This is a genomic window from Klebsiella sp. WOUb02 (assembly GCF_050058015.1).
Lineage (GTDB): Bacteria > Pseudomonadota > Gammaproteobacteria > Enterobacterales > Enterobacteriaceae > Klebsiella.
Genome location: NZ_CP170110.1, coordinates 4,209,762 through 4,230,164, shown reverse-complemented (window position 1 = coordinate 4,230,164; position 20,403 = coordinate 4,209,762). Strand labels below are relative to the sequence as shown.

At 50.9% G+C, this 20,403-nt stretch carries 36 protein-coding genes and 1 pseudogene; 2 read left to right on the top strand and 35 right to left on the bottom strand.

The features are described 5' to 3' along the window. Positions 1 to 9: 9 nt before the first annotated feature. The gene (gene mscL, locus ABOC21_RS27630; RefSeq protein ID WP_095105701.1) at positions 10 to 423 is read left to right on the top strand and encodes a large-conductance mechanosensitive channel protein MscL; all 414 of its coding nucleotides are present in this window, start codon (positions 10 to 12) and stop codon (positions 421 to 423) included. Here mscL and ABOC21_RS27625 read toward each other — a convergent pair whose 3' ends face one another. The 31 genes from ABOC21_RS27625 to rpsJ all read right to left on the bottom strand — a co-directional run bounded on the left by ABOC21_RS27625 (position 424) and on the right by rpsJ (position 15,251). Next, on the bottom strand, positions 424 to 639 hold the full coding sequence (locus ABOC21_RS27625) for an alternative ribosome-rescue factor A (RefSeq protein ID WP_095105708.1): 216 nt from the start codon (positions 637 to 639) through the stop codon (positions 424 to 426). A 57-nt stretch (positions 640 to 696) separates the two neighbouring features. After that, complete coding sequence (zntR, locus tag ABOC21_RS27620; protein WP_426813979.1) at positions 697 to 1,122, bottom strand: Zn(2+)-responsive transcriptional regulator; 426 nt, start codon at positions 1,120 to 1,122, stop codon at positions 697 to 699. Positions 1,123 to 1,124: 2 nt separating this feature from the next. Beyond that, positions 1,125 to 1,493: a DUF1992 domain-containing protein gene (locus ABOC21_RS27615; RefSeq protein WP_426815592.1), complete on the bottom strand. Its 369-nt coding sequence runs from the start codon at positions 1,491 to 1,493 to the stop codon at positions 1,125 to 1,127. A gap of 107 nt (positions 1,494 to 1,600) precedes the next feature. Then, on the bottom strand, positions 1,601 to 1,987 hold the full coding sequence (gene rplQ, locus ABOC21_RS27610; protein ID WP_002919206.1) for a 50S ribosomal protein L17: 387 nt from the start codon (positions 1,985 to 1,987) through the stop codon (positions 1,601 to 1,603). A gap of 40 nt (positions 1,988 to 2,027) precedes the next feature. Further along, complete coding sequence (locus tag ABOC21_RS27605) at positions 2,028 to 3,017, bottom strand: DNA-directed RNA polymerase subunit alpha (RefSeq protein WP_002919219.1); 990 nt, start codon at positions 3,015 to 3,017, stop codon at positions 2,028 to 2,030. A 25-nt stretch (positions 3,018 to 3,042) separates the two neighbouring features. After that, entirely contained in the window at positions 3,043 to 3,663 is a 621-nt protein-coding gene (gene rpsD, locus ABOC21_RS27600; RefSeq protein ID WP_004868345.1) for a 30S ribosomal protein S4, read from the bottom strand. A 33-nt stretch (positions 3,664 to 3,696) separates the two neighbouring features. Continuing rightward, the gene (gene rpsK, locus ABOC21_RS27595; protein WP_004138423.1) at positions 3,697 to 4,086 is read right to left on the bottom strand and encodes a 30S ribosomal protein S11; all 390 of its coding nucleotides are present in this window, start codon (positions 4,084 to 4,086) and stop codon (positions 3,697 to 3,699) included. Between the two features lie 16 nt (positions 4,087 to 4,102). Next, on the bottom strand, positions 4,103 to 4,459 hold the full coding sequence (gene rpsM, locus ABOC21_RS27590; RefSeq protein WP_004106333.1) for a 30S ribosomal protein S13: 357 nt from the start codon (positions 4,457 to 4,459) through the stop codon (positions 4,103 to 4,105). Between the two features lie 146 nt (positions 4,460 to 4,605). Further along, positions 4,606 to 4,722: a 50S ribosomal protein L36 gene (rpmJ, locus tag ABOC21_RS27585; protein ID WP_000868187.1), complete on the bottom strand. Its 117-nt coding sequence runs from the start codon at positions 4,720 to 4,722 to the stop codon at positions 4,606 to 4,608. 31 nt (positions 4,723 to 4,753) lie between these two features. After that, positions 4,754 to 6,085, bottom strand: coding sequence for a preprotein translocase subunit SecY (secY, locus tag ABOC21_RS27580; protein WP_132731662.1), 1,332 nt, complete (start codon positions 6,083 to 6,085; stop codon positions 4,754 to 4,756). Between the two features lie 7 nt (positions 6,086 to 6,092). Further along, positions 6,093 to 6,527, bottom strand: a complete 435-nt coding sequence (rplO, locus tag ABOC21_RS27575) for a 50S ribosomal protein L15 (RefSeq protein ID WP_041142964.1) — start codon at positions 6,525 to 6,527, stop codon at positions 6,093 to 6,095. A gap of 3 nt (positions 6,528 to 6,530) precedes the next feature. Then, positions 6,531 to 6,710 (bottom strand): 50S ribosomal protein L30, encoded by a 180-nt coding sequence (gene rpmD / locus ABOC21_RS27570; RefSeq protein WP_001140434.1) that lies wholly within the window; start codon positions 6,708 to 6,710, stop codon positions 6,531 to 6,533. 3 nt (positions 6,711 to 6,713) lie between these two features. After that, positions 6,714 to 7,217 carry a 30S ribosomal protein S5 gene (gene rpsE, locus ABOC21_RS27565; RefSeq protein ID WP_004106339.1) on the bottom strand — a complete coding sequence of 168 codons (504 nt, stop codon included), beginning with the start codon at positions 7,215 to 7,217 and terminating at the stop codon, positions 6,714 to 6,716. A gap of 14 nt (positions 7,218 to 7,231) precedes the next feature. Further along, complete coding sequence (rplR, locus tag ABOC21_RS27560; RefSeq protein WP_000358960.1) at positions 7,232 to 7,585, bottom strand: 50S ribosomal protein L18; 354 nt, start codon at positions 7,583 to 7,585, stop codon at positions 7,232 to 7,234. A gap of 9 nt (positions 7,586 to 7,594) precedes the next feature. After that, complete coding sequence (rplF, locus tag ABOC21_RS27555; RefSeq protein ID WP_041142965.1) at positions 7,595 to 8,128, bottom strand: 50S ribosomal protein L6; 534 nt, start codon at positions 8,126 to 8,128, stop codon at positions 7,595 to 7,597. A 12-nt stretch (positions 8,129 to 8,140) separates the two neighbouring features. Beyond that, complete coding sequence (gene rpsH / locus ABOC21_RS27550) at positions 8,141 to 8,533, bottom strand: 30S ribosomal protein S8 (RefSeq protein ID WP_004106343.1); 393 nt, start codon at positions 8,531 to 8,533, stop codon at positions 8,141 to 8,143. A 33-nt stretch (positions 8,534 to 8,566) separates the two neighbouring features. After that, positions 8,567 to 8,872 carry a 30S ribosomal protein S14 gene (gene rpsN / locus ABOC21_RS27545; protein ID WP_002919667.1) on the bottom strand — a complete coding sequence of 102 codons (306 nt, stop codon included), beginning with the start codon at positions 8,870 to 8,872 and terminating at the stop codon, positions 8,567 to 8,569. Positions 8,873 to 8,886: 14 nt separating this feature from the next. Beyond that, positions 8,887 to 9,426, bottom strand: a complete 540-nt coding sequence (gene rplE / locus ABOC21_RS27540; protein ID WP_041142966.1) for a 50S ribosomal protein L5 — start codon at positions 9,424 to 9,426, stop codon at positions 8,887 to 8,889. Positions 9,427 to 9,440: 14 nt separating this feature from the next. Further along, a complete protein-coding gene (gene rplX, locus ABOC21_RS27535; protein WP_041142967.1) occupies positions 9,441 to 9,755 on the bottom strand; it encodes a 50S ribosomal protein L24 in 315 nt (104 codons plus the stop codon). A gap of 10 nt (positions 9,756 to 9,765) precedes the next feature. Further along, positions 9,766 to 10,137: a 50S ribosomal protein L14 gene (gene rplN / locus ABOC21_RS27530; protein ID WP_002919748.1), complete on the bottom strand. Its 372-nt coding sequence runs from the start codon at positions 10,135 to 10,137 to the stop codon at positions 9,766 to 9,768. Between the two features lie 160 nt (positions 10,138 to 10,297). After that, positions 10,298 to 10,552 carry a 30S ribosomal protein S17 gene (gene rpsQ, locus ABOC21_RS27525; protein WP_095105716.1) on the bottom strand — a complete coding sequence of 85 codons (255 nt, stop codon included), beginning with the start codon at positions 10,550 to 10,552 and terminating at the stop codon, positions 10,298 to 10,300. Then, positions 10,552 to 10,743 (bottom strand): 50S ribosomal protein L29, encoded by a 192-nt coding sequence (gene rpmC / locus ABOC21_RS27520; protein WP_002919754.1) that lies wholly within the window; start codon positions 10,741 to 10,743, stop codon positions 10,552 to 10,554. The genes rpsQ and rpmC overlap by 1 nt, the downstream gene beginning before the upstream one ends. Continuing rightward, the gene (gene rplP, locus ABOC21_RS27515) at positions 10,743 to 11,153 is read right to left on the bottom strand and encodes a 50S ribosomal protein L16 (protein WP_002919759.1); all 411 of its coding nucleotides are present in this window, start codon (positions 11,151 to 11,153) and stop codon (positions 10,743 to 10,745) included. Before rplP ends, rpmC begins: the two co-directional genes overlap by 1 nt. A 12-nt stretch (positions 11,154 to 11,165) precedes the next feature. Then, positions 11,166 to 11,864: a 30S ribosomal protein S3 gene (gene rpsC / locus ABOC21_RS27510; RefSeq protein WP_045854067.1), complete on the bottom strand. Its 699-nt coding sequence runs from the start codon at positions 11,862 to 11,864 to the stop codon at positions 11,166 to 11,168. 17 nt (positions 11,865 to 11,881) lie between these two features. Beyond that, the gene (gene rplV, locus ABOC21_RS27505) at positions 11,882 to 12,214 is read right to left on the bottom strand and encodes a 50S ribosomal protein L22 (protein ID WP_002919773.1); all 333 of its coding nucleotides are present in this window, start codon (positions 12,212 to 12,214) and stop codon (positions 11,882 to 11,884) included. Positions 12,215 to 12,228: 14 nt separating this feature from the next. Next, positions 12,229 to 12,507 (bottom strand): 30S ribosomal protein S19, encoded by a 279-nt coding sequence (rpsS, locus tag ABOC21_RS27500; RefSeq protein WP_001138115.1) that lies wholly within the window; start codon positions 12,505 to 12,507, stop codon positions 12,229 to 12,231. A 16-nt stretch (positions 12,508 to 12,523) separates the two neighbouring features. Continuing rightward, complete coding sequence (rplB, locus tag ABOC21_RS27495; protein WP_002919786.1) at positions 12,524 to 13,345, bottom strand: 50S ribosomal protein L2; 822 nt, start codon at positions 13,343 to 13,345, stop codon at positions 12,524 to 12,526. Positions 13,346 to 13,362: 17 nt separating this feature from the next. Beyond that, on the bottom strand, positions 13,363 to 13,665 hold the full coding sequence (gene rplW, locus ABOC21_RS27490) for a 50S ribosomal protein L23 (RefSeq protein ID WP_004868363.1): 303 nt from the start codon (positions 13,663 to 13,665) through the stop codon (positions 13,363 to 13,365). Then, complete coding sequence (gene rplD / locus ABOC21_RS27485) at positions 13,662 to 14,267, bottom strand: 50S ribosomal protein L4 (protein WP_015960716.1); 606 nt, start codon at positions 14,265 to 14,267, stop codon at positions 13,662 to 13,664. The genes rplW and rplD overlap by 4 nt, the downstream gene beginning before the upstream one ends. A 10-nt stretch (positions 14,268 to 14,277) precedes the next feature. Continuing rightward, positions 14,278 to 14,907, bottom strand: coding sequence for a 50S ribosomal protein L3 (gene rplC, locus ABOC21_RS27480; RefSeq protein WP_004868374.1), 630 nt, complete (start codon positions 14,905 to 14,907; stop codon positions 14,278 to 14,280). A gap of 32 nt (positions 14,908 to 14,939) precedes the next feature. After that, on the bottom strand, positions 14,940 to 15,251 hold the full coding sequence (gene rpsJ / locus ABOC21_RS27475; RefSeq protein ID WP_001181005.1) for a 30S ribosomal protein S10: 312 nt from the start codon (positions 15,249 to 15,251) through the stop codon (positions 14,940 to 14,942). A 377-nt stretch (positions 15,252 to 15,628) separates the two neighbouring features. Here rpsJ and ABOC21_RS27470 point away from each other — a divergent pair, with 377 nt between their 5' ends. Beyond that, positions 15,629 to 16,108, top strand: coding sequence for a prepilin peptidase (locus ABOC21_RS27470; RefSeq protein ID WP_426813978.1), 480 nt, complete (start codon positions 15,629 to 15,631; stop codon positions 16,106 to 16,108). On the opposite strand, the gene bfr is transcribed toward ABOC21_RS27470, so the two are convergent. The 4 genes and pseudogenes from bfr to fusA form a co-directional block, all read right to left on the bottom strand. Then, positions 16,085 to 16,561 carry a bacterioferritin gene (bfr, locus tag ABOC21_RS27465; protein ID WP_041142971.1) on the bottom strand — a complete coding sequence of 159 codons (477 nt, stop codon included), beginning with the start codon at positions 16,559 to 16,561 and terminating at the stop codon, positions 16,085 to 16,087. The genes ABOC21_RS27470 and bfr overlap by 24 nt on opposite strands. 73 nt (positions 16,562 to 16,634) lie before the next feature. After that, the gene (gene bfd / locus ABOC21_RS27460) at positions 16,635 to 16,829 is read right to left on the bottom strand and encodes a bacterioferritin-associated ferredoxin (protein ID WP_071844856.1); all 195 of its coding nucleotides are present in this window, start codon (positions 16,827 to 16,829) and stop codon (positions 16,635 to 16,637) included. Positions 16,830 to 17,008: 179 nt separating this feature from the next. Next, the gene (gene tuf, locus ABOC21_RS27455) at positions 17,009 to 18,193 is read right to left on the bottom strand and encodes an elongation factor Tu (protein WP_047663733.1); all 1,185 of its coding nucleotides are present in this window, start codon (positions 18,191 to 18,193) and stop codon (positions 17,009 to 17,011) included. 69 nt (positions 18,194 to 18,262) lie between these two features. Beyond that, a pseudogene (fusA, locus tag ABOC21_RS27450) lies at positions 18,263 to 20,377 on the bottom strand (elongation factor G). Positions 20,378 to 20,403 lie beyond the last annotated feature (26 nt).

Here is a 20,403-nt window from a genome sequence, read left to right as displayed (position 1 = left end):
GAGAATAGGATGAGTATTTTAAAAGAGTTTCGCGATTTCGCGATGCGCGGGAATGTGGTCGATCTGGCAGTGGGTGTCATCATTGGTGCAGCATTCGGTAAAATTGTATCGTCACTGGTTGCCGATATTATTATGCCGCCGCTTGGCCTGCTTATTGGTGGAATCGATTTTAAATCCTTCGCCGTCACGCTGCGCGATGCTCAGGGAGATATCCCGGCGGTTGTGATGCACTATGGCGTGTTTATTCAGAACGTTTTTGACTTCGTCATCGTAGCCTTTGCCATCTTTATGGCAATTAAGCTGATGAATAATCTGAATCGTAAAAAAGCAGAGGCTCCTGCAGCTCCGCCGGCACCGACTAAAGAAGAAGTGCTGCTGAGTGAAATTCGTGACCTGTTAAAAGAGCAGAATAACCGTTCTTAATCAGGCTACAGAAAGCAGAAAGCCAGTGGTAAAAAAGTGATTCACTCTCTTGCCACTGGCCTCCCGGTCACTCCGTCCTGCATATTTTTCTTTTCGCTGATAGCTTCCTTTCCCTTTTTTATTTTTCTCAACGCGCTGTCTGAACAGCGGGTCATGAAGCAGTGCCTCAATGGCATTATCTTTTATTTGCCCTTTCGTATGCTGATAGCGACTCATGGCGACTCCTGATGGTGAATGAGATCGACGCGAGTGTAGATCTACACGCGCAAAAAATCAACGCCCTGCATTGTTGCCGCTGGCTCCCTGCTCAAGCGCTTCAAGAATGGAACAGTAGACGCTGCTGTGAGCGCTGCCGCAGCATGCATCGTTAAGTCGCTGTAAGGATCGGCGCATTGCTTGTAATTCCTTAATACGCGATTCAACTTCGCTCAGGCGCGCCTGCACGATCCCTTTTGATTCCTGGCAGGTATGGTGCTCCGGATCGATGCGGATCGACAGCAGTTCACGGATCGATTCAAGCGTAAACCCCAGCTGCCGCGCGTAGCGGATAAAACGCAGGCGCTGAAGGTCATTGTCGGTATAAAGACGAAATCCTCCCTCAGTACGCACGTCGTGGACCATCATCTGCTGCTTTTCGTAGTAGCGAACGGTGTCGGGTGTAACATCCGCTAGCTTTGCGAGTTCACCAATGCGATACATACTTACTCCTCACTCATCTTGTGTTGCAGCCTCGCAGAATACTCGCCGCGGAGAAAATCAGTATTTAGCCCAGCCTGGCGCAGCTTCAGCTCAAGCAACGCAAGCCTTCGGCTCAGTTCGACATACTGTGGGTCATCCTGACGAATGACTTTAAGCAAATCAACCAGCGCAACGGCTTCTCTACGATGTTCCAGCTCAGGAGGTAAACAACCGGCGTTCTTGAGTAAACGGTAGCTGACGCGCAGTTCAGGTGGCACGTGCAGATCGTCATCCAGGGTCAGCGGTTCGCCGCGGCCGGGAAGATTATCAAAGTCACCTTTATTTTGTGCGTCAAGGATATGGCGTTCTGCCCACTGATCCAGCAACCACATCATACGGCTCCGGGGATGAACAAAAAGAATACAGATAGTGTAATGAAGCAGAGATGGCGAGGATATAAAAAAACCCGCCGAAGCGGGTTTTTTTACGTTACTACAGATTACTCTGCAGCAGCTTCTGCTTTCGGCTCAGCACGATCAACCAGCTCGATGTATGCCATCGGCGCGTTGTCGCCTGCACGGAAGCCACACTTCAGAATGCGAGTGTAACCACCGGCGCGGCTCGCGAAACGCGGGCCCAGCTCGTTAAACAGTTTTGCCACGATCTCGTTATCACGAGTACGGGCGAATGCCAGACGACGATTAGCTACGCTATCAGTCTTGGCAAGAGTAATCAGCGGCTCAACTACGCGACGCAGTTCTTTCGCTTTCGGCAGGGTCGTCTTGATGATTTCATGACGAACCAGCGAACCAGCCATGTTACGGAACATAGCCTGGCGATGGCTGCTGTTGCGGTTCAGTTGACGACCACTCTTACGATGGCGCATGACCTTATCCTTCTCAGTAAAACCTTAACCTGTGATCCGGTTACTCGTCAGCAATGCTTGCCGGTGGCCAGTTTTCCAGGCGCATGCCCAGAGACAGACCACGTGAAGCCAGCACGTCTTTAATCTCAGTAAGAGATTTTTTACCCAGGTTCGGCGTTTTCAGCAACTCAACCTCGGTACGCTGTACCAGATCACCGATATAGTGGATAGCTTCTGCCTTCAGGCAGTTAGCAGAGCGGACAGTCAATTCGAGATCGTCAACAGGGCGCAGCAGGATCGGATCGAATTCTGGTTTCTCTTCTTTCACTTCCGGCTGACGTACATCACGTAAGTCAACGAAAGCTTCAAGTTGTTCTGCCAGGATGGTTGCCGCACGACGAATCGCCTCTTCAGGATCGATTGTGCCGTTGGTTTCCATTTCGATGACCAGCTTGTCCAGGTCGGTACGCTGTTCTACACGCGCTGCTTCAACATTGTAGGCAATACGCTCTACGGGGCTGTAGCATGCGTCGACCAGCAGACGGCCGATTGGGCGCTCATCTTCTTCCGAATGAATTCGGGCAGAAGCCGGCACATAACCACGACCGCGCTGAACTTTGATACGCATGCTAATAGCAGCGTTCTCATCGGTCAGGTGGCAGATCACATGTTGCGGCTTGACGATTTCGACATCACCGTCATGGGTGATGTCGGCTGCGGTCACAGGGCCAATGCCAGATTTATTCAAAGTAAGGATAACTTCATCTTTACCCTGAACTCTCACCGCAAGCCCTTTCAGGTTGAGCAGGATTTCAAGGATATCTTCCTGAACGCCTTCTTTGGTGCTGTACTCGTGCAGTACACCATCAATCTCAACCTCGGTCACCGCGCAACCCGGCATCGATGAGAGCAGAATACGGCGCAGTGCGTTACCCAGAGTATGGCCAAAGCCACGCTCTAAAGGCTCAAGGGTCACCTTGGCGTGCGTCGAACTCACTTGCTCGATATCGACCAGGCGCGGTTTTAGAAACTCTGTCACAGAACCCTGCATTGTGTCCTCTCTTTGGTACTAAGCTTTACTTGGAGTAAAGCTCGACGATCAGGTGTTCGTTAATGTCCGCAGACAGATCAGAACGCTCAGGCTGACGCTTGAACGTACCTTCCATCTTGCCAGCATCAACTTCCAGCCAGGTTGGCTTTTCACGCTGCTCAGCCAGCTCCAGAGCGGCCTTCACGCGAGATTGCTTTTTCGCTTTCTCACGAATGCTAACAACGTCGTTCGCTTTAACCTGATAAGAAGCGATGTTAACAACACGACCGTTTACCATGATAGCTTTGTGGCTAACCAGCTGACGTGATTCAGCACGAGTTGCGCCGAAGCCCATACGGTATACAACGTTGTCCAGACGACCTTCCAGCAGAGCTAACAGGTTTTCACCGGTGTTGCCTTTCAGACGTGCTGCTTCTTTATAGTAGTTACGGAACTGACGCTCCAGCACACCGTACATACGGCGAACTTTTTGCTTTTCACGCAACTGCACACCATAGTCAGACAGACGCGGTTTACGCGCACCGTGCTGGCCAGGAGCTTGTTCAATTTTACACTTGGTATCGATCGCGCGAACGCCAGACTTAAGGAACAGGTCTGTGCCCTCACGACGGCTCAGCTTGAGCTTAGGACCCAAATATCTTGCCATTTTCTTTCTCCAACAATCCTAGAAACGAGCGCGTTATACGCGACGTTTTTTCGGCGGACGACAACCGTTATGAGGGATCGGAGTCACATCAGTAATATTAGTGATGCGGAAACCAGCGGCGTTCAGAGCACGAATAGTTGATTCGCGACCCGGACCCGGACCTTTGACCATAACTTCCAGATTCTTGATGCCGTATTCTTTTACGGCTTCAGCGCAACGCTCTGCTGCAACCTGAGCTGCAAACGGAGTTGATTTACGAGAACCACGGAAACCGGAACCACCGGCTGTTGCCCAACCCAGCGCGTTACCCTGACGATCGGTAATGGTAACGATGGTGTTGTTAAAAGACGCATGGACATGAGCCACGCCATCAGAGACTTGTTTTCTTACACGCTTACGTGCACGAACTGGTGCCTTTGCCATTATTCAATCACCCCGATTATTTCTTGATCGGTTTACGCGGACCCTTACGGGTACGTGCGTTGGTCTTAGTACGCTGACCGCGAACCGGAAGACCACGACGATGGCGTAAACCACGATAGCAACCAAGGTCCATCAGACGCTTGATGCTCAGGGTGATTTCACGGCGCAGATCACCTTCAACGACAAATTTACCTACTGCTTCACGCAGGGATTCAATTTGTTCCTCAGACAGCTCACTGATCTTAACATTTTCAGCGATACCCGTGTCAGCACAGATGGCTTTAGAACGGGTCTTGCCGATACCGAAAATAGCAGTTAATGCGATTACGGTATGTTTGTGATCAGGAATGTTAATGCCTGCTATACGGGCCACTATGCACTCCTACTATTTAATATGTACGCACCATGCTGAAAAGCCCGTTTTCAGGATACTCAAATGGAAACGCACAGACATACAAAAGATTGGCTGGCTAATCTAGCCAGCTCAATCCAACTTTGCAAGAAAAATATGCGAAAAAATCAGCCTTGGCGCTGTTTATGCTTTGGCTCGGCACTGCAAATCACACGGATGACACCATCACGCTTAACGATTTTGCAGTTACGGCATAATTTCTTGACGGAAGCACGAACTTTCATTTTTACTCTCCGTAACTTCTCGGGCGACCAGTTATCGGCCGTAGCCTTTCAGGTTCGCCTTCTTCAATGCAGACTCGTACTGACTTGACATCATCAGAGTTTGCACTTGAGCCATAAAGTCCATAATCACAACGACAACAATTAGCAGCGAGGTTCCACCGAAGTAGAACGGCACCTTCATTGCATCACGCATGAACTCCGGGATCAGGCAGATAAAGGTAATATACAGCGCACCAACCAAAGTCAGGCGAGTCATTACTTTATCGATATACTTCGCCGTTTGCTCTCCCGGACGAATTCCTGGTACAAATGCACCGGACTTCTTCAGGTTATCTGCTGTTTCACGCGGATTGAAAACCAAAGCCGTGTAGAAGAAACAGAAGAATATGATTGCAGACGCATAGAGTAACACATAAAGCGGTTGCCCAGGCTGCAAATACAGCGAAATTGTTGTCAGCCAGTTCCAACCGGTTCCGCCCCCGAACCATGACGCGATGGTCGCAGGGAACAGAATAATACTGGAAGCGAAGATTGCAGGGATTACACCCGCCATATTCACTTTCAGCGGCAAATGTGTGCTCTGTGCAGCATAGACGCGACGACCTTGTTGACGCTTCGCGTAGTTCACCACAATGCGGCGTTGACCACGTTCAACGAATACAACAAAGAAGGTCACGGCAAACACTAATACTGCAACCAATAGCAACAGGAGGAAGTGCAGGTCGCCTTGACGCGCTTGCTCGATAGTATGGGCGATGGCCGGCGGGAGACCCGCAACGATACCAGCGAAGATAATGATCGAAATACCGTTACCGATACCACGTTCAGTAATCTGTTCGCCGAGCCACATCAGGAACATGGTTCCTGTGACCAGACTTACAACAGCGGTGAAATAGAATGCAAAGCCCGGATTCATCACCAGGCCCTGCATACCAGGCATATTCGGCAGACCGGTAGCAATACCGATCGACTGGAATATCGCCAGCACCAGAGTACCGTAGCGGGTGTACTGGCTGATCTTACGACGACCAGACTCCCCTTCTTTCTTCAGCTCTGCTAGCGGCTGATAAACAACCGTCAACAGCTGGACAATAATCGATGCCGAAATATACGGCATGATGCCCAGAGCAAAGATAGAAGCACGGCTGAGGGCACCACCAGAGAACATGTTAAACATTTCAATGATAGTGCCTCGCTGTTGCTCAAGCAGTTTGGCAAGTACAGCGGCATCAATACCAGGGATCGGAATAAAAGAACCAATACGGAATACGATCAGCGCACCAATAACAAACAAAAGTCTGCGTTTCAGTTCGCCAAGTCCACCTTTGGCACTTTGAAAATCTAATCCCGGTTGCTTAGCCATCTGCTACTTATTCCTCAATTTTACCGCCAGCAGCTTCGATAGCAGCACGAGCACCTTTAGTCACGCGCAGGCCACGAACAGTTACCGGACGAGCAACCTCGCCAGAAAGAATCACTTTCGCGAACTCAATCTGAATACCGATAATGTTAGCTGCTTTCAGCGTGTTCAGGTCGACTACATCGCCTTCTACGTGAGCCAGATCGGAGAGACGAATCTCTGCAGTGATCATTGCTTTACGAGAAGTGAAGCCGAACTTCGGCAGACGACGGTACAGAGGCATCTGACCACCCTCGAAACCGCGACGTACGCCACCGCCAGAACGAGAGTTCTGACCTTTGTGACCACGACCACCGGTTTTACCGAGGCCAGAACCGATACCACGACCCAGGCGCTTACCCGCCTTTTTAGAGCCTTCGGCCGGAGACAGAGTATTTAAACGCATCTCTTACTCCTCAACTTTAACCATAAAGGAAACCGCGTTGACCATACCACGAACAGCGGGAGTATCCTCGCGTTCTACGGTGTGACCAATACGACGCAGACCCAGGCCAAGCAGCGTTGCCTTGTGTTTCGGCAGACGACCGATTGCACTGCGGGTTTGAGTAATTTTAATAGTCTTTGCCATGGTTTATTTCCCCAGAATTTCTTCAACGGATTTACCACGCTTGGCAGCGACCATTTCTGGAGAATTCATATTTTCCAGGCCATCAATAGTTGCACGAACCACGTTAATCGGGTTGGTGGAACCATATGCTTTAGCCAGAACGTTATGAACTCCAGCAACTTCCAGAACGGCGCGCATTGCACCACCGGCGATGATACCGGTACCTTCGGAAGCTGGCTGCATGAATACACGAGAACCCGTGTGAACACCTTTAACCGGGTGCTGCAGGGTGCCGTGGTTCAGCGCGACGTTAATCATATTGCGACGGGCTTTTTCCATCGCTTTCTGGATCGCTGCTGGAACTTCACGCGCTTTACCGTAACCAAAACCTACGCGGCCGTTACCGTCACCAACTACAGTCAGAGCTGTGAAGGAGAAAATACGACCACCTTTAACGGTTTTAGATACGCGGTTAACCGCGATCAGCTTTTCCTGCAGTTCGCCAGCTTGTTTTTCGATGTGAGCCATCTTACACCTCTACCTTAGAACTGAAGGCCAGCTTCACGGGCAGCATCTGCCAGTGCCTGGACACGACCATGATATTGGAACCCGGAACGGTCAAAGGAAACATCTTTGATGCCTTTTTCCAGAGCGCGTTCAGCAACAGCTTTACCCACAGCTGCAGCCGCGTCTTTGTTACCGGTGTACTTCAGTTGTTCAGCGATAGCTTTTTCTACAGTAGAAGCAGCTACCAGAACTTCAGAACCGTTCGGTGCAATTACCTGTGCGTAAATATGACGCGGGGTACGATGTACCACCAGGCGAGTTGCACCCAGCTCCTGGAGCTTGCGGCGTGCGCGGGTCGCACGACGGATACGAGCAGATTTCTTATCCATAGTGTTACCTTACTTCTTCTTAGCCTCTTTGGTACGCACGACTTCGTCGGCGTAACGGACACCCTTACCTTTATAAGGCTCAGGACGACGGTAGGCGCGCAGATCTGCTGCAACCTGGCCGATTACCTGCTTATCAGCGCCTTTCAGCACGATTTCAGTTTGAGTCGGACATTCTGCAGTGATACCGGCCGGCAGCTTATGTTCAACAGGATGAGAGAAACCTAAAGCCAGGTTTACTACATCCCCTTTAACCGCTGCACGATAACCTACACCAACCAGCTGAAGCTTTTTAGTGAAGCCTTCGGTAACACCGATAACTACTGAGTTAAGCAGGGCACGCGCGGTACCAGCCTGAGCCCAACCGTCAGCGAAACCATCACGCGGACCGAAAGTCAGTGCATTATCTGCATGTTTAACTTCAACAGCATCGTTGAGAGTACGAGTCAGCTCGCCATTCTTACCTTTGATCGTAATAACCTGACCGTTGATTTTTACATCAACGCCGGCAGGAACAACGACCGGTGCTTTAGCAACACGAGACATTTTTTCCTCCGATTAGGCTACGTAGCAGATAATTTCGCCACCAAGACCAGCCTGGCGCGCTGCACGATCAGTCATAACACCTTTAGAGGTAGAAATAACCGCGATACCCAGACCCGCCATAACTTTCGGCAGCTCATCTTTACGTTTGTAGATGCGCAGACCTGGGCGGCTGACACGCTGAATGCTTTCTACAACAGCTTTACCCTGGAAATACTTAAGAGTCAGTTCCAGTTCCGGCTTGATGTCGCCTTCAACTTTAAAATCTTCAATAAAGCCTTCTTCCTTCAGCACGTTGGCAATTGCCACTTTCAGCTTGGAGGAAGGCATGGTGACCGCAGCTTTATTCGCGGCCTGACCGTTACGGATACGGGTCAGCATATCCGCGATCGGATCTTGCATGCTCATCTGTCTTTACTCCCGTGATTCAATTGGTGACAATTACCAGCTAGCCTTTTTCAGACCCGGGATTTCACCGCGCATAGCGGCTTCACGGACCTTAATACGGCTCAACCCGAACTTCCGCAGGAAACCATGCGGACGACCTGTTTGACGGCAGCGGTTACGCTGACGAGACGGGCTGGAATCACGCGGCAGAGTCTGCAGCTTGAGAACCGCATTCCAACGATCTTCGTCGGTTGCGTTCACATCAGAGATGATAGCTTTCAGTTCAGCGCGTTTAGCGAAGAATTTATCAGCTAAAGCCACGCGCTTTACTTCGCGTGCTTTCATTGATTGCTTAGCCATTAAGTAACCCTACCTTACTTGCGGAACGGGAAGTCAAAGGCAGCCAGAAGAGCGCGGCCTTCTTCATCAGATTTCGCAGTAGTGGTAATGGTAATATCCAAACCACGAACGCGGTCGACTTTATCGTAGTCGATTTCTGGGAAGATGATCTGCTCACGGACACCCATGCTGTAGTTACCACGACCATCGAATGACTTAGCGGACAGGCCACGGAAGTCACGGATACGCGGTACAGCAATAGTGATCAGGCGCTCAAAGAACTCCCACATGCGTTCGCCACGCAGGGTTACTTTACAGCCGATCGGATAGCCCTGACGGATTTTGAAGCCTGCAACTGATTTGCGTGCTTTGGTGATCAACGGCTTTTGACCGGAGATTGCTGTCAGATCCGCTGCTGCGTTATCCAGCAGTTTCTTGTCAGCGATCGCTTCACCAACACCCATGTTCAGGGTGATCTTCTCGACCCGAGGGACTTGCATGACAGAATTGTAGTTAAACTCAGTCATGAGTTTACCAACTACTTCGTCTTTGTAGTAATCATGCAGTTTCGCCATCGTACTACTCCAAATTACTTGATAGTTTCGCTGTTAGACTTGAAGAAACGGACTTTTTTGCCGTCTTCGAACCTAAAGCCTACACGGTCAGCCTTGCCGGTTGCCGCATTGAAGAGTGCAACGTTAGAAACCTGAATTGCAGCTTCTTTTTCAACGATGCCACCCGGTTGGTTCAGGGCCGGAACCGGCTTCTGATGTTTCTTAACCAGGTTGATACCTTCAACAATGAGCTTGCCGGAAGACAAGACATTCTTAACTTTACCGCGTTTACCTTTATCTTTACCGGTTAACACGATAACTTCGTCATCACGACGGATTTTCGCTGCCATGATTCGCTCCTTAGAGTACTTCTGGTGCCAGAGAGATAATTTTCATGAACTTCTCGGTACGAAGCTCACGAGTTACCGGCCCAAAAATACGCGTACCGATGGGCTGCTCGCTGTTATTGTTGAGAATAACGCATGCATTACCATCGAAGCGAATGACAGAACCGTCCGGGCGACGAACACCCTTCTTGGTGCGCACCACTACCGCCTTCAGCACATCACCTTTTTTGACCTTACCACGCGGAATTGCTTCCTTGATGGTGATCTTGATGATGTCGCCTACGCCTGCGTAGCGACGGTGCGAGCCACCCAGAACCTTGATACACATTACGCGACGTGCACCGGAGTTGTCGGCGACGTTCAGCATAGTCTGTTCTTGGATCATTTTAGTGCTCCGCTAATGTCAACTACTACTGAGACCCAAAATCGGGCCGTTAAATATCCCCATATCGAGGGCGCGGCATTATAACACCGGAAATCGGATATGGGTAGAAAAAATAAACGGCTCATCGCTGAGCCGTTTATTCGTTGAGAACACGGCGCTATTACAGAACCGCTTTCTCTACAACGCGAACCAGCGTCCAGGACTTAGTCTTGGACAGCGGACGGCATTCGTGGATTTCGACCACGTCACCGATACCGCATTCGTTGTTCTCGTCATGTACGTGCAGTTTGGTCGTACGCTTGATGAACTTACCGTATACCGGATGTTTCACCACACGTTCGATAGCAACAACGATGGATTTCTCCATTTTGTTGCTAACTACGCGACCTTGCAGAGTACGGATTTTATCGGTCATTACGCACCCGCCTTCTGAGTCAGTAAAGTCTTAACGCGTGCAACATCACGACGCACCTGCTTCAGCAGATGAGTCTGTTGCAGCTGGCCACTTGCAGCCTGCATACGCAGGTTGAACTGCTCACGCAGCAGGTTCAGCAGCTCAGCGTTCAGCTCTTCAACGCTTTTTTCACGCAGCTCTTTTGCTTTCATTACATCACCGTCTTAGTTACAAAGGTGGTTTTGATAGGCAGTTTCGCTGCTGCCAGGCCGAAGGCTTCACGGGCCAGCTCTTCCGGAACACCGTCCATTTCATACAGGACTTTACCCGGCTGAATCAAGGCAACCCAATACTCCACGTTACCTTTACCTTTACCCATACGAACTTCCAGCGGCTTCTCGGTAATCGGTTTGTCCGGGAAAACACGGATCCAGATTTTACCTTGACGCTTAACTGCACGGGTCATAGCACGACGTGCTGCTTCGATCTGACGTGCAGTCAGACGACCACGGCCAACAGCTTTCAGACCGAAAGTGCCGAAGCTAACATCCGTACCCTGCGCCAGACCACGGTTGCGGCCTTTGTGCACTTTACGGAATTTTGTACGCTTTGGTTGTAACATCAGCGACGCTCCTTATTTACGGCCTTTACGCTGCTGCTTTTTAGGTTGAGCAGCCGGTTCCGGTTGTTCAACAGCAGCCATACCACCCAGGATCTCGCCTTTGAAGATCCATACCTTAACGCCGATTACACCGTAAGTGGTGTGCGCTTCAGAGGTGTTGTAGTCGATGTCAGCACGCAGAGTGTGCAGCGGTACGCGACCTTCACGGTACCATTCGGTACGTGCGATTTCCGCGCCGCCCAGACGGCCGCTAACTTCAACTTTGATACCTTTAGCGCCCAGACGCATTGCGTTCTGTACAGCACGCTTCATAGCACGACGGAACATAACGCGACGTTCCAGCTGAGAAGTGATGCTGTCAGCAACCAATTTAGCGTCCAGTTCTGGCTTACGAACTTCGGCGATATTGATCTGTGCAGGAACGCCAGCGATATCCGCTACGACCTTGCGCAGTTTTTCTACGTCTTCGCCTTTCTTACCGATGACGATGCCCGGACGAGCGGTGTGAATAGTCACACGGATGCTCTTAGCCGGACGCTCGATAACGATACGAGATACGGACGCTTTAGACAGTTCCTTAGTCAGGAACTGACGTACTTTAAAATCGCTGTCCAGGTTGTCAGCGAATTCTTTGGTGTTCGCGAACCAGGTAGAGTTCCATGGTTTGACAATACCCAGGCGAATACCATTAGGATGTACTTTCTGACCCATTGCTAGTCTCCAGAGTCTCAGCGATCGGACACAACCACAGTGATGTGGCTGGTGCGCTTCAGGATGCGATCTGCACGACCTTTCGCACGCGGCATAATGCGCTTCATGCTCGGGCCTTCGTCTACGAAAATTTTCGCAACTTTCAGATCGTCAATGTCAGCGCCATCGTTGTGTTCAGCGTTAGCAATGGCAGATTCCAGTACCTTCTTGACCAGTACAGCAGCTTTCTTGTTGGTGTAGGTCAGAATATCCAGGGCCTGCGACACTTTCTTACCGCGAATCAGGTCAGCTACGAGGCGAACCTTCTGAGCAGAAGAACGAGCATGGCGATGTTGAGCTAAAGTTTCCATCTCTTCCTCCTACCTTATTTCTTCTTCGCTTTTTTATCAGCAGCGTGGCCGCGATAAGTACGAGTCGGTGCGAATTCACCCAGTTTGTGACCAACCATTTCGTCGGAAACAAAGACTGGAACGTGCTGACGACCATTATGGACAGCGATGGTCAAACCGATCATGTTAGGAAAGATCGTTGAACGACGGGACCAAGTGCGCAGGGGCTTCTTGTCTCCGCTTTCCACCGCTTTCTCTACCTTCTTCAGCAAGTGCAGGTCAATAAAAGGACCTTTCTTGAGAGAACGTGGCATGGCTTATCCTCTAAAATTATTTGCTACGGCGACGTACGATGAATTTATCAGTACGCTTGTTGCTGCGGGTCTTCTTACCTTTAGTCTGCAGGCCCCACGGGGAAACCGGGTGCTTACCAAAGTTACGACCTTCACCACCACCATGTGGGTGGTCGACCGGGTTCATCGCAGTACCGCGAACGGTAGGACGAACACCACGCCAGCGTGCAGCACCTGCTTTACCCAGAACGCGCAGCATATGCTCAGCATTGCCAACTTCGCCCAGAGTAGCGCGGCAGTCTGCTTCGACTTTACGCATTTCACCAGAACGCAGACGCAGGGTGACATAAGCACCGTCGCGAGCAACGATCTGAACGTAAGTACCAGCGGAACGTGCCAGCTGACCGCCTTTACCTGGTTTCATTTCTACGTTATGAACGGTAGAACCAACCGGGATATTGCGCATCGGCAGGGTGTTGCCTGCTTTGATTGCAGCATCAACGCCAGACTGAATCTGGTCGCCAGCTTTCAGGCCTTTAGGGGCCAGGATGTAACGGCGCTCGCCGTCTTTGTACAGAACCAGCGCGATGTTCGCGGAACGGTTCGGATCGTACTCAAGACGCTCAACAACTGCCGGGATACCATCTTTGTTGCGTTTGAAGTCAACAATACGGTAAGCCTGCTTGTGGCCACCACCGATATGACGGGTGGTGATACGGCCATTGTTGTTACGACCACCGGATTTGCTGTTTTTTTCCAGCAACGGAGCAAAAGGTTTGCCCTTGTGCAGCTCAGGGTTAACCACTTTAACAACGTGGCGACGACCCGGAGATGTCGGTTTACATTTAACAACTGCCATTGTATTACTCCTCCGACTTACTCAGCGCCGCCAACGAAGTCCAGATTCTGGCCTTCCTTCAGGGTGACGTAAGCTTTTTTCCAGTCGCTACGACGACCGATACGCTGTCCGTGACGTTTAACTTTCCCTTTAACGACCAGGGTGTTAACGACTTCGACTTCGACTTCAAACAGTTTCTGCACAGCAGCTTTGATTTCTGCTTTAGTCGCGTCTTTAGCAACTTTGAGAACGATGGTATTTGTTTTTTCCATCGCAGCAGACGCTTTTTCAGAAACGTGCGGTGCACGCAGCACCTTCAGCAGACGTTCTTCACGAATCATGCCAGCATCTCCTCAACTTGCTTAACAGCATCAGCAGTCATTACGACTTTGTCGAAGGCGATCAGGCTAACCGGGTCGATACCAGTTGCATCGCGTACGTCAACCTTGTGCAGGTTGCGCGCAGCCAGGAACAGGTTCTCGTCCAGCTCACCGGTGATGATCAGCACATCTTCCAGAGCCATGTCTTTCAGTTTCTGTGCCAGCAGCTTAGTTTTAGGCGCTTCTACAGAGAACGTCTCGACAACGATCAGACGATCCTGACGTACCAGTTCGGACAGAATGCTTTTCAGCGCGCCGCGGTACATCTTTTTGTTAACTTTTTGACTGTGGTCCTGCGGACGAGCAGCGAAGGTTACGCCACCGGAACGCCAGATCGGGCTCTTAATAGAACCTGAACGCGCACGGCCGGTACCTTTCTGGCGCCACGGCTTTTTGCCTGAACCAGTTACTTCAGCACGAGTCTTCTGAGCACGAGTACCCTGACGAGCACCAGCTGCATAAGCAACTACAACCTGGTGAACCAGCGCTTCGTTGAAATCACGACCGAAGGTAGTTTCGGAAACAGTCAGCGCGCTCTGCGCGTCTTTCAATACTAATTCCATTGCTATCCCCTTACGCCTTCACAGCTGGTTTAACGATCAGGTCGCTACCGGTTGCACCCGGGACCGCACCTTTAACCAGCAGCAGGTTGCGCTCAGCGTCAACACGTACTACGTCCAGGCTCTGAACGGTGACACGTTCGTTACCCAGCTGACCTGCCATTTTCTTGCCTTTGAACACTTTGCCCGGAGTCTGGTTCTGACCGATAGAACCCGGAACGCGGTGAGACAAGGAGTTACCGTGGGTAGCGTCCTGGGTACGGAAGTTCCAGCGCTTAACGGTACCAGCAAAACCTTTACCTTTAGAGGTACCGGTTACGTCAACTTTTTTAACGTCAGCAAACAGTTCAACGCTAATGCTCTGACCTACGGTGAATTCTTCACCGTCGGCAAGACGGAATTCCCACAGGCCGCGGCCAGCTTCTACGCCAGCTTTAGCGAAGTGACCAGCTTCCGGCTTGGTTACACGGTTAGCTTTTTTAGCACCGGTGGTAACCTGAATTGCGCGGTAGCCGTCGTTAGCCAGGTCTTTAACCTGTGCAACACGGTTTGCTTCAACTTCGATTACGGTTACTGGGATAGATACGCCATCTTCAGTGAAGATGCGAGTCATACCCACTTTTTTACCGACTAAACCAATCATTGTTTCAACCTCTCAATCGCTCGATGACCTGATTAACCCAGGCTGATCTGCACGTCTACACCGGCAGCCAGATCCAGACGCATCAGAGCATCAACGGTTTTCTCAGTTGGCTCAACGATGTCAACCAGACGCTTGTGAGTGCGGATCTCGTACTGATCGCGCGCATCTTTGTTGACGTGCGGAGAGATCAGAACGGTAAAGCGCTCTTTGCGGGTCGGCAGCGGGATCGGACCACGGACCTGCGCACCAGTGCGCTTAGCAGTCTCGACGATTTCCGCAGTTGATTGATCGATCAGACGATGATCAAACGCTTTAAGACGGATACGGATTCTTTGGTTCTGCATGAGACCAGAGCTCCAATTATTTATAGACGAAATGATTACTCCTCATACCCATTACGATTGATGGGAGAGTGTAACCGTTCTTACATAGTTCCCCGATTGGGAACATTGTTTGATAGCTAAAAGCTCTATCAGGGTTCATATCGAACCGGCCCGCCAATTTTGACGGGCCCGCGCATTATACGCAAATTCGGACCCAACACAAGGGCTGCGTAGAAAATCGTCATTTATATTTGCGAGGCTGCCGGGAAGAGCAATGTTGCCGGCTGAAAAATAGCAAACTTAGCGGATCGCCGCGCGCAAAACCCACTATCGTCCTTTGCCGCTCGCGACTCGCCGGGTCAAAATCGGCGCATACGATTCATCCGCCGGGGTATCCCATGTACATGACTCTCCCCTTCCTGCTTTTCTACTGCGTGTTCTCTCTGGCGCTCTGCTGGCACGACCTACGCTATGGACTACTTCCCGATCGCTTGACCTGCCCCCTGCTCTGGGCTGGCCTGCTGTTTTATCTTTGTCGCATGCCGATGGGCCTGGAAAACGCCGTCTGGGGAGCTATCGCGGGATATCTGGCATTTGCTTTAGTCTACTGGGTTTACAGAGGGGTTCGCGGATATGAGGGGTTGGGTTATGGCGACGTGAAATTTCTTGCCGCTCTCGGCGCCTGGCACGGCTGGCAGTGGCTGCCACAGCTGGTGTTTATGGCGACGCTAATTGCCTGCGCCGCGCTGCTTCTGCGCGTGGTTATCTGGAAGCGCCGGGAGGTCCTGAACAACCCGCTGCCGTTTGGCCCTTTTTTGGCTGCAGCGGGTTTTTACTGTGGATGGCAAACGCTGTCAGTCAGCAACTTTAATCTGTGACTGGAGATAATTTTGCAGGCCAATTTTACCGATCAGGTCCAGCTCGGTTTCCAACCAGTCGATATGTCCTTCTTCATCGGCGAGGATTTCGATCAGCATATCGCGGCTGACATAATCATGGACGCTGTCGGCATAGGCGATAGCCTCTCGTAAATCTTTGGCGCCTTCCAGCTCCAGTCTTAAATCAGACTGCAGCATCTCCTCGACATCTTCACCGATACCCAGCTTGCCGAGATCCTGCAGGTTGGGCAGCCCTTCAAGAAATAAAATACGCTCGATATATTTATCGGCGTGCTTCATTTCATCAATGGATTCATGGTATTCGACATCGTTGAGGCGCATCAGGCCCCAGTTCTTGAACATCCTGGCATGGAGAAAGTACTGATTTATTGCGACAAGCTCATTTCCCAATAATTTATTGAGATAACTTATGACTTTGACATCACCTTTCATTATATAGTCCCTCCGCTTCCACTCATTGAAGCGTAGTTCGCACTATATAGATGTCAAAGAAAAGGCAGAGGTCTCAGGCGATCTCTTTATATTCCGGCATGCGAGTTAATTCATCTTCCATGATCTCGCGAGCGGCGCGAACGCATTTACCACATTGATTTCCAACGGGAATAAACTTACGCAACTGCTGAAAAGATTGAGGGTGAAATTGCCGTACGGCCTGACGAATTTTTTTATCGTTTACACCATTACACAAACAAACGTACATATTCACTCCCGTTCAATTTATGCTCAAAGTGTAAATGAGAATAGTTATGATTACAATAGGCTGTTTATATAATAACCCTGATAAGGCACTTTTTATATTAGCCGCTCTCGCGTTTACGACCTAAATGACGGGCAGCAAAAAGGGCGCCGAAGCGCCCTTTTTAATTCAGAACTAAATAATTAGCTCAGAACTTTAGCAACAACGCCCGCGCCAACGGTACGACCGCCTTCACGGATTGCGAAACGCAGACCGTCGTCCATCGCGATCGGGTGGATCAGGGTAACAACCATTTTGATGTTGTCGCCCGGCATTACCATCTCTACGCCTTCCGGCAGTTCGATGGTGCCAGTCACGTCAGTTGTACGGAAGTAGAACTGCGGACGGTAGCCTTTGAAGAACGGAGTATGACGGCCGCCTTCGTCTTTGGACAGAATGTACACTTCAGATTCGAATTTGGTGTGCGGCTTGATAGAACCCGGCTTAGCCAGTACCTGACCACGTTCGATTTCTTCACGTTTGATACCACGCAGCAGAACGCCAACGTTCTCACCCGCACGGCCTTCGTCCAGCAGTTTGCGGAACATTTCAACGCCGGTACAGGTCGATTTCGCGGTGTCTTTGATACCAACGATTTCAACTTCTTCGCCCACTTTGATGATACCGCGCTCTACACGACCGGTAACAACGGTACCACGACCGGAGATGGAGAATACGTCTTCGATCGGCAGCAGGAACGGCTTGTCGATAGCACGTTCTGGTTCCGGGATGTAAGAATCCAGGTAGCCTGCCAGTTCGATGATTTTCGCTTCCCAGTCAGCTTCGCCTTCCAGCGCTTTCAGCGCGGAACCACGAACGATTGGGGTGTCGTCGCCCGGGAAGTCGTACTGAGACAGCAGCTCACGCACTTCCATCTCAACCAGTTCCAGCAACTCTTCGTCATCAACCATGTCGCATTTGTTCAGGAACACGATGATGTACGGAACGCCTACCTGACGACCCAGCAGGATGTGCTCACGAGTCTGCGGCATCGGGCCGTCAGTCGCAGCAACAACCAGGATCGCGCCATCCATCTGCGCAGCACCGGTGATCATGTTTTTAACATAGTCGGCGTGGCCCGGGCAGTCTACGTGAGCGTAGTGGCGAGTCGGGGTGTCATATTCAACGTGGGAAGTGTTGATGGTGATACCACGAGCTTTTTCTTCCGGCGCGTTATCGATCTGGTCGAATGCACGAGCAGAACCACCGTAGGTTTTAGCCAGAACGGTAGTGATTGCAGCGGTCAGAGTAGTTTTACCATGGTCAACGTGGCCGATAGTACCGACGTTGACGTGCGGTTTTGTACGTTCAAATTTTTCTTTAGACACGGCTATATTCCTTACTATAGCGCTCTCCCCTTCAGGAGAGAGCACGGGATTTTGGTTTAACCCTACGGCTTATTTACCACGGGCTTCGATTACGGCCTGAGCAACGTTGTTCGGCGCGTCATCATACTTCAGGAACTCCATGGAGTAAGAAGCACGACCTTTGGTCAGAGAACGCACTGAGTTGCGTATCCGAACATTTCAGACAGCGGAACCTCAGCGTGAATCACAACGCCAGTAACGTTGGATTCTTGACCACGCAGCATACCACGACGACGGCTAAGGTCACCGATGACGTCACCAGTGTTCTCTTCCGGAGTTTCTACTTCAACCTTCATGATCGGCTCAAGCAGAACTGGTTTCGCTTTCTTAAAGCCATCTTTAAAGGCAAGAGAAGCGGCCAGTTTAAACGCCAGCTCAGAGGAGTCAACGTCATGGTAAGAACCGAAGTGCAGACGCACACCGAGATCAACTACCGGGTAACCAGCCAGCGGACCAGCTTTCAGCTGTTCCTGGATGCCTTTATCAACGGCAGGGATGTATTCACCAGGAATTACACCACCTTTGATGTCGTTGACGAACTCATATCCTTTCGGATTTGAGCCCGGCTCCAGCGGGTACATGTCGATCACAACGTGACCATACTGACCGCGACCACCAGACTGCTTAGCGTGTTTACCTTCGATATCGGTAACTTTAGCGCGAATTGCTTCACGGTAAGCAACCTGAGGTTTACCGACGTTCGCTTCAACGTTGAATTCACGCTTCATGCGGTCAACGATGATGTCGAGGTGCAGCTCACCCATACCGGCGATAATGGTCTGGTTAGATTCTTCGTCAGTCCATACGCGGAAAGACGGGTCTTCTTTAGCCAGACGGCCCAGAGCCAGACCCATTTTTTCCTGGTCAGCTTTGGTTTTCGGTTCTACAGCGATGGAGATTACCGGCTCAGGGAATTCCATACGCTCCAGGATGATCGGCGCATCTGGGTTACACAGGGTATCACCAGTAGTTACGTCTTTCAGACCGATTGCAGCAGCGATGTCGCCCGCACGAACTTCTTTGATCTCTTCACGTTTGTTGGCGTGCATCTGAACGATACGGCCGAAACGCTCACGTGCAGCTTTCACGGAGTTCAGGATGGTATCACCAGAGTTAACCACACCGGAGTACACGCGGAAGAAGGTCAGGTTACCCACGAACGGGTCGGTAGCGATTTTGAATGCCAGAGCAGCAAACGGCTCTTCATCGCTAGCGTGACGCTCAGCCGGAGTATCTTTACCGTCGTCCAGAATACCGTTGATCGCAGGTACGTCAACCGGGGATGGCAGGTAGTCAACTACCGCATCCAGCATCGCCTGAACACCTTTGTTCTTGAACGCAGAACCACAGGTTACAAGGATGATTTCGTTGTTCAGAACGCGCTGACGCAGAGCTTTCTTGATCTCTTCTTCAGTCAGTTCTTCACCACCCAGGTATTTTTCCATCAGCTCTTCTGAAGCTTCCGCTGCGGACTCGATCAGGTTCTGGTGCCATTCGTCAGCCAGGTCCTGCATGTCTGCCGGGATATCTTCATAGGTGAAGGTAACGCCTGCGTCTTCTTCGTTCCAGTTGATGGCTTTCATTTTCACCAGGTCAACAACACCGGTGAAACCTTCTTCAGCACCAATCGCCAGTCTGCAGCGGAACAGGGTTCGCGCCCAGACGGGATTTGATCTGACCAACAACTTTCAGGAAGTTAGCACCCATACGGTCCATTTTGTTAACGAACGCGATGCGTGGAACTTTATATTTGTTTGCCTGACGCCATACGGTTTCAGACTGCGGCTGAACACCACCAACTGCGCAGTAAACCATTACTGCACCATCAAGCACACGCATGGAACGTTCAACTTCGATAGTGAAGTCAACGTGCCCCGGGGTGTCGATGATGTTGACGCGGTGCGGTTCATACTGCTTAGCCATACCAGACCAGAATGCAGTAGTCGCTGCGGAGGTGATAGTAATACCACGCTCCTGCTCCTGCTCCATCCAGTCCATGGTTGCTGCGCCGTCATGAACTTCACCGATTTTGTGGTTTACACCGGTGTAGAACAGGATACGTTCGGTAGTAGTGGTTTTACCGGCGTCGATGTGCGCACTGATACCGATATTACGGTAGCGTGCGATGGGTGTTGTACGAGCCATTTGATTCCTCGTTTGTTTCTTTAGGC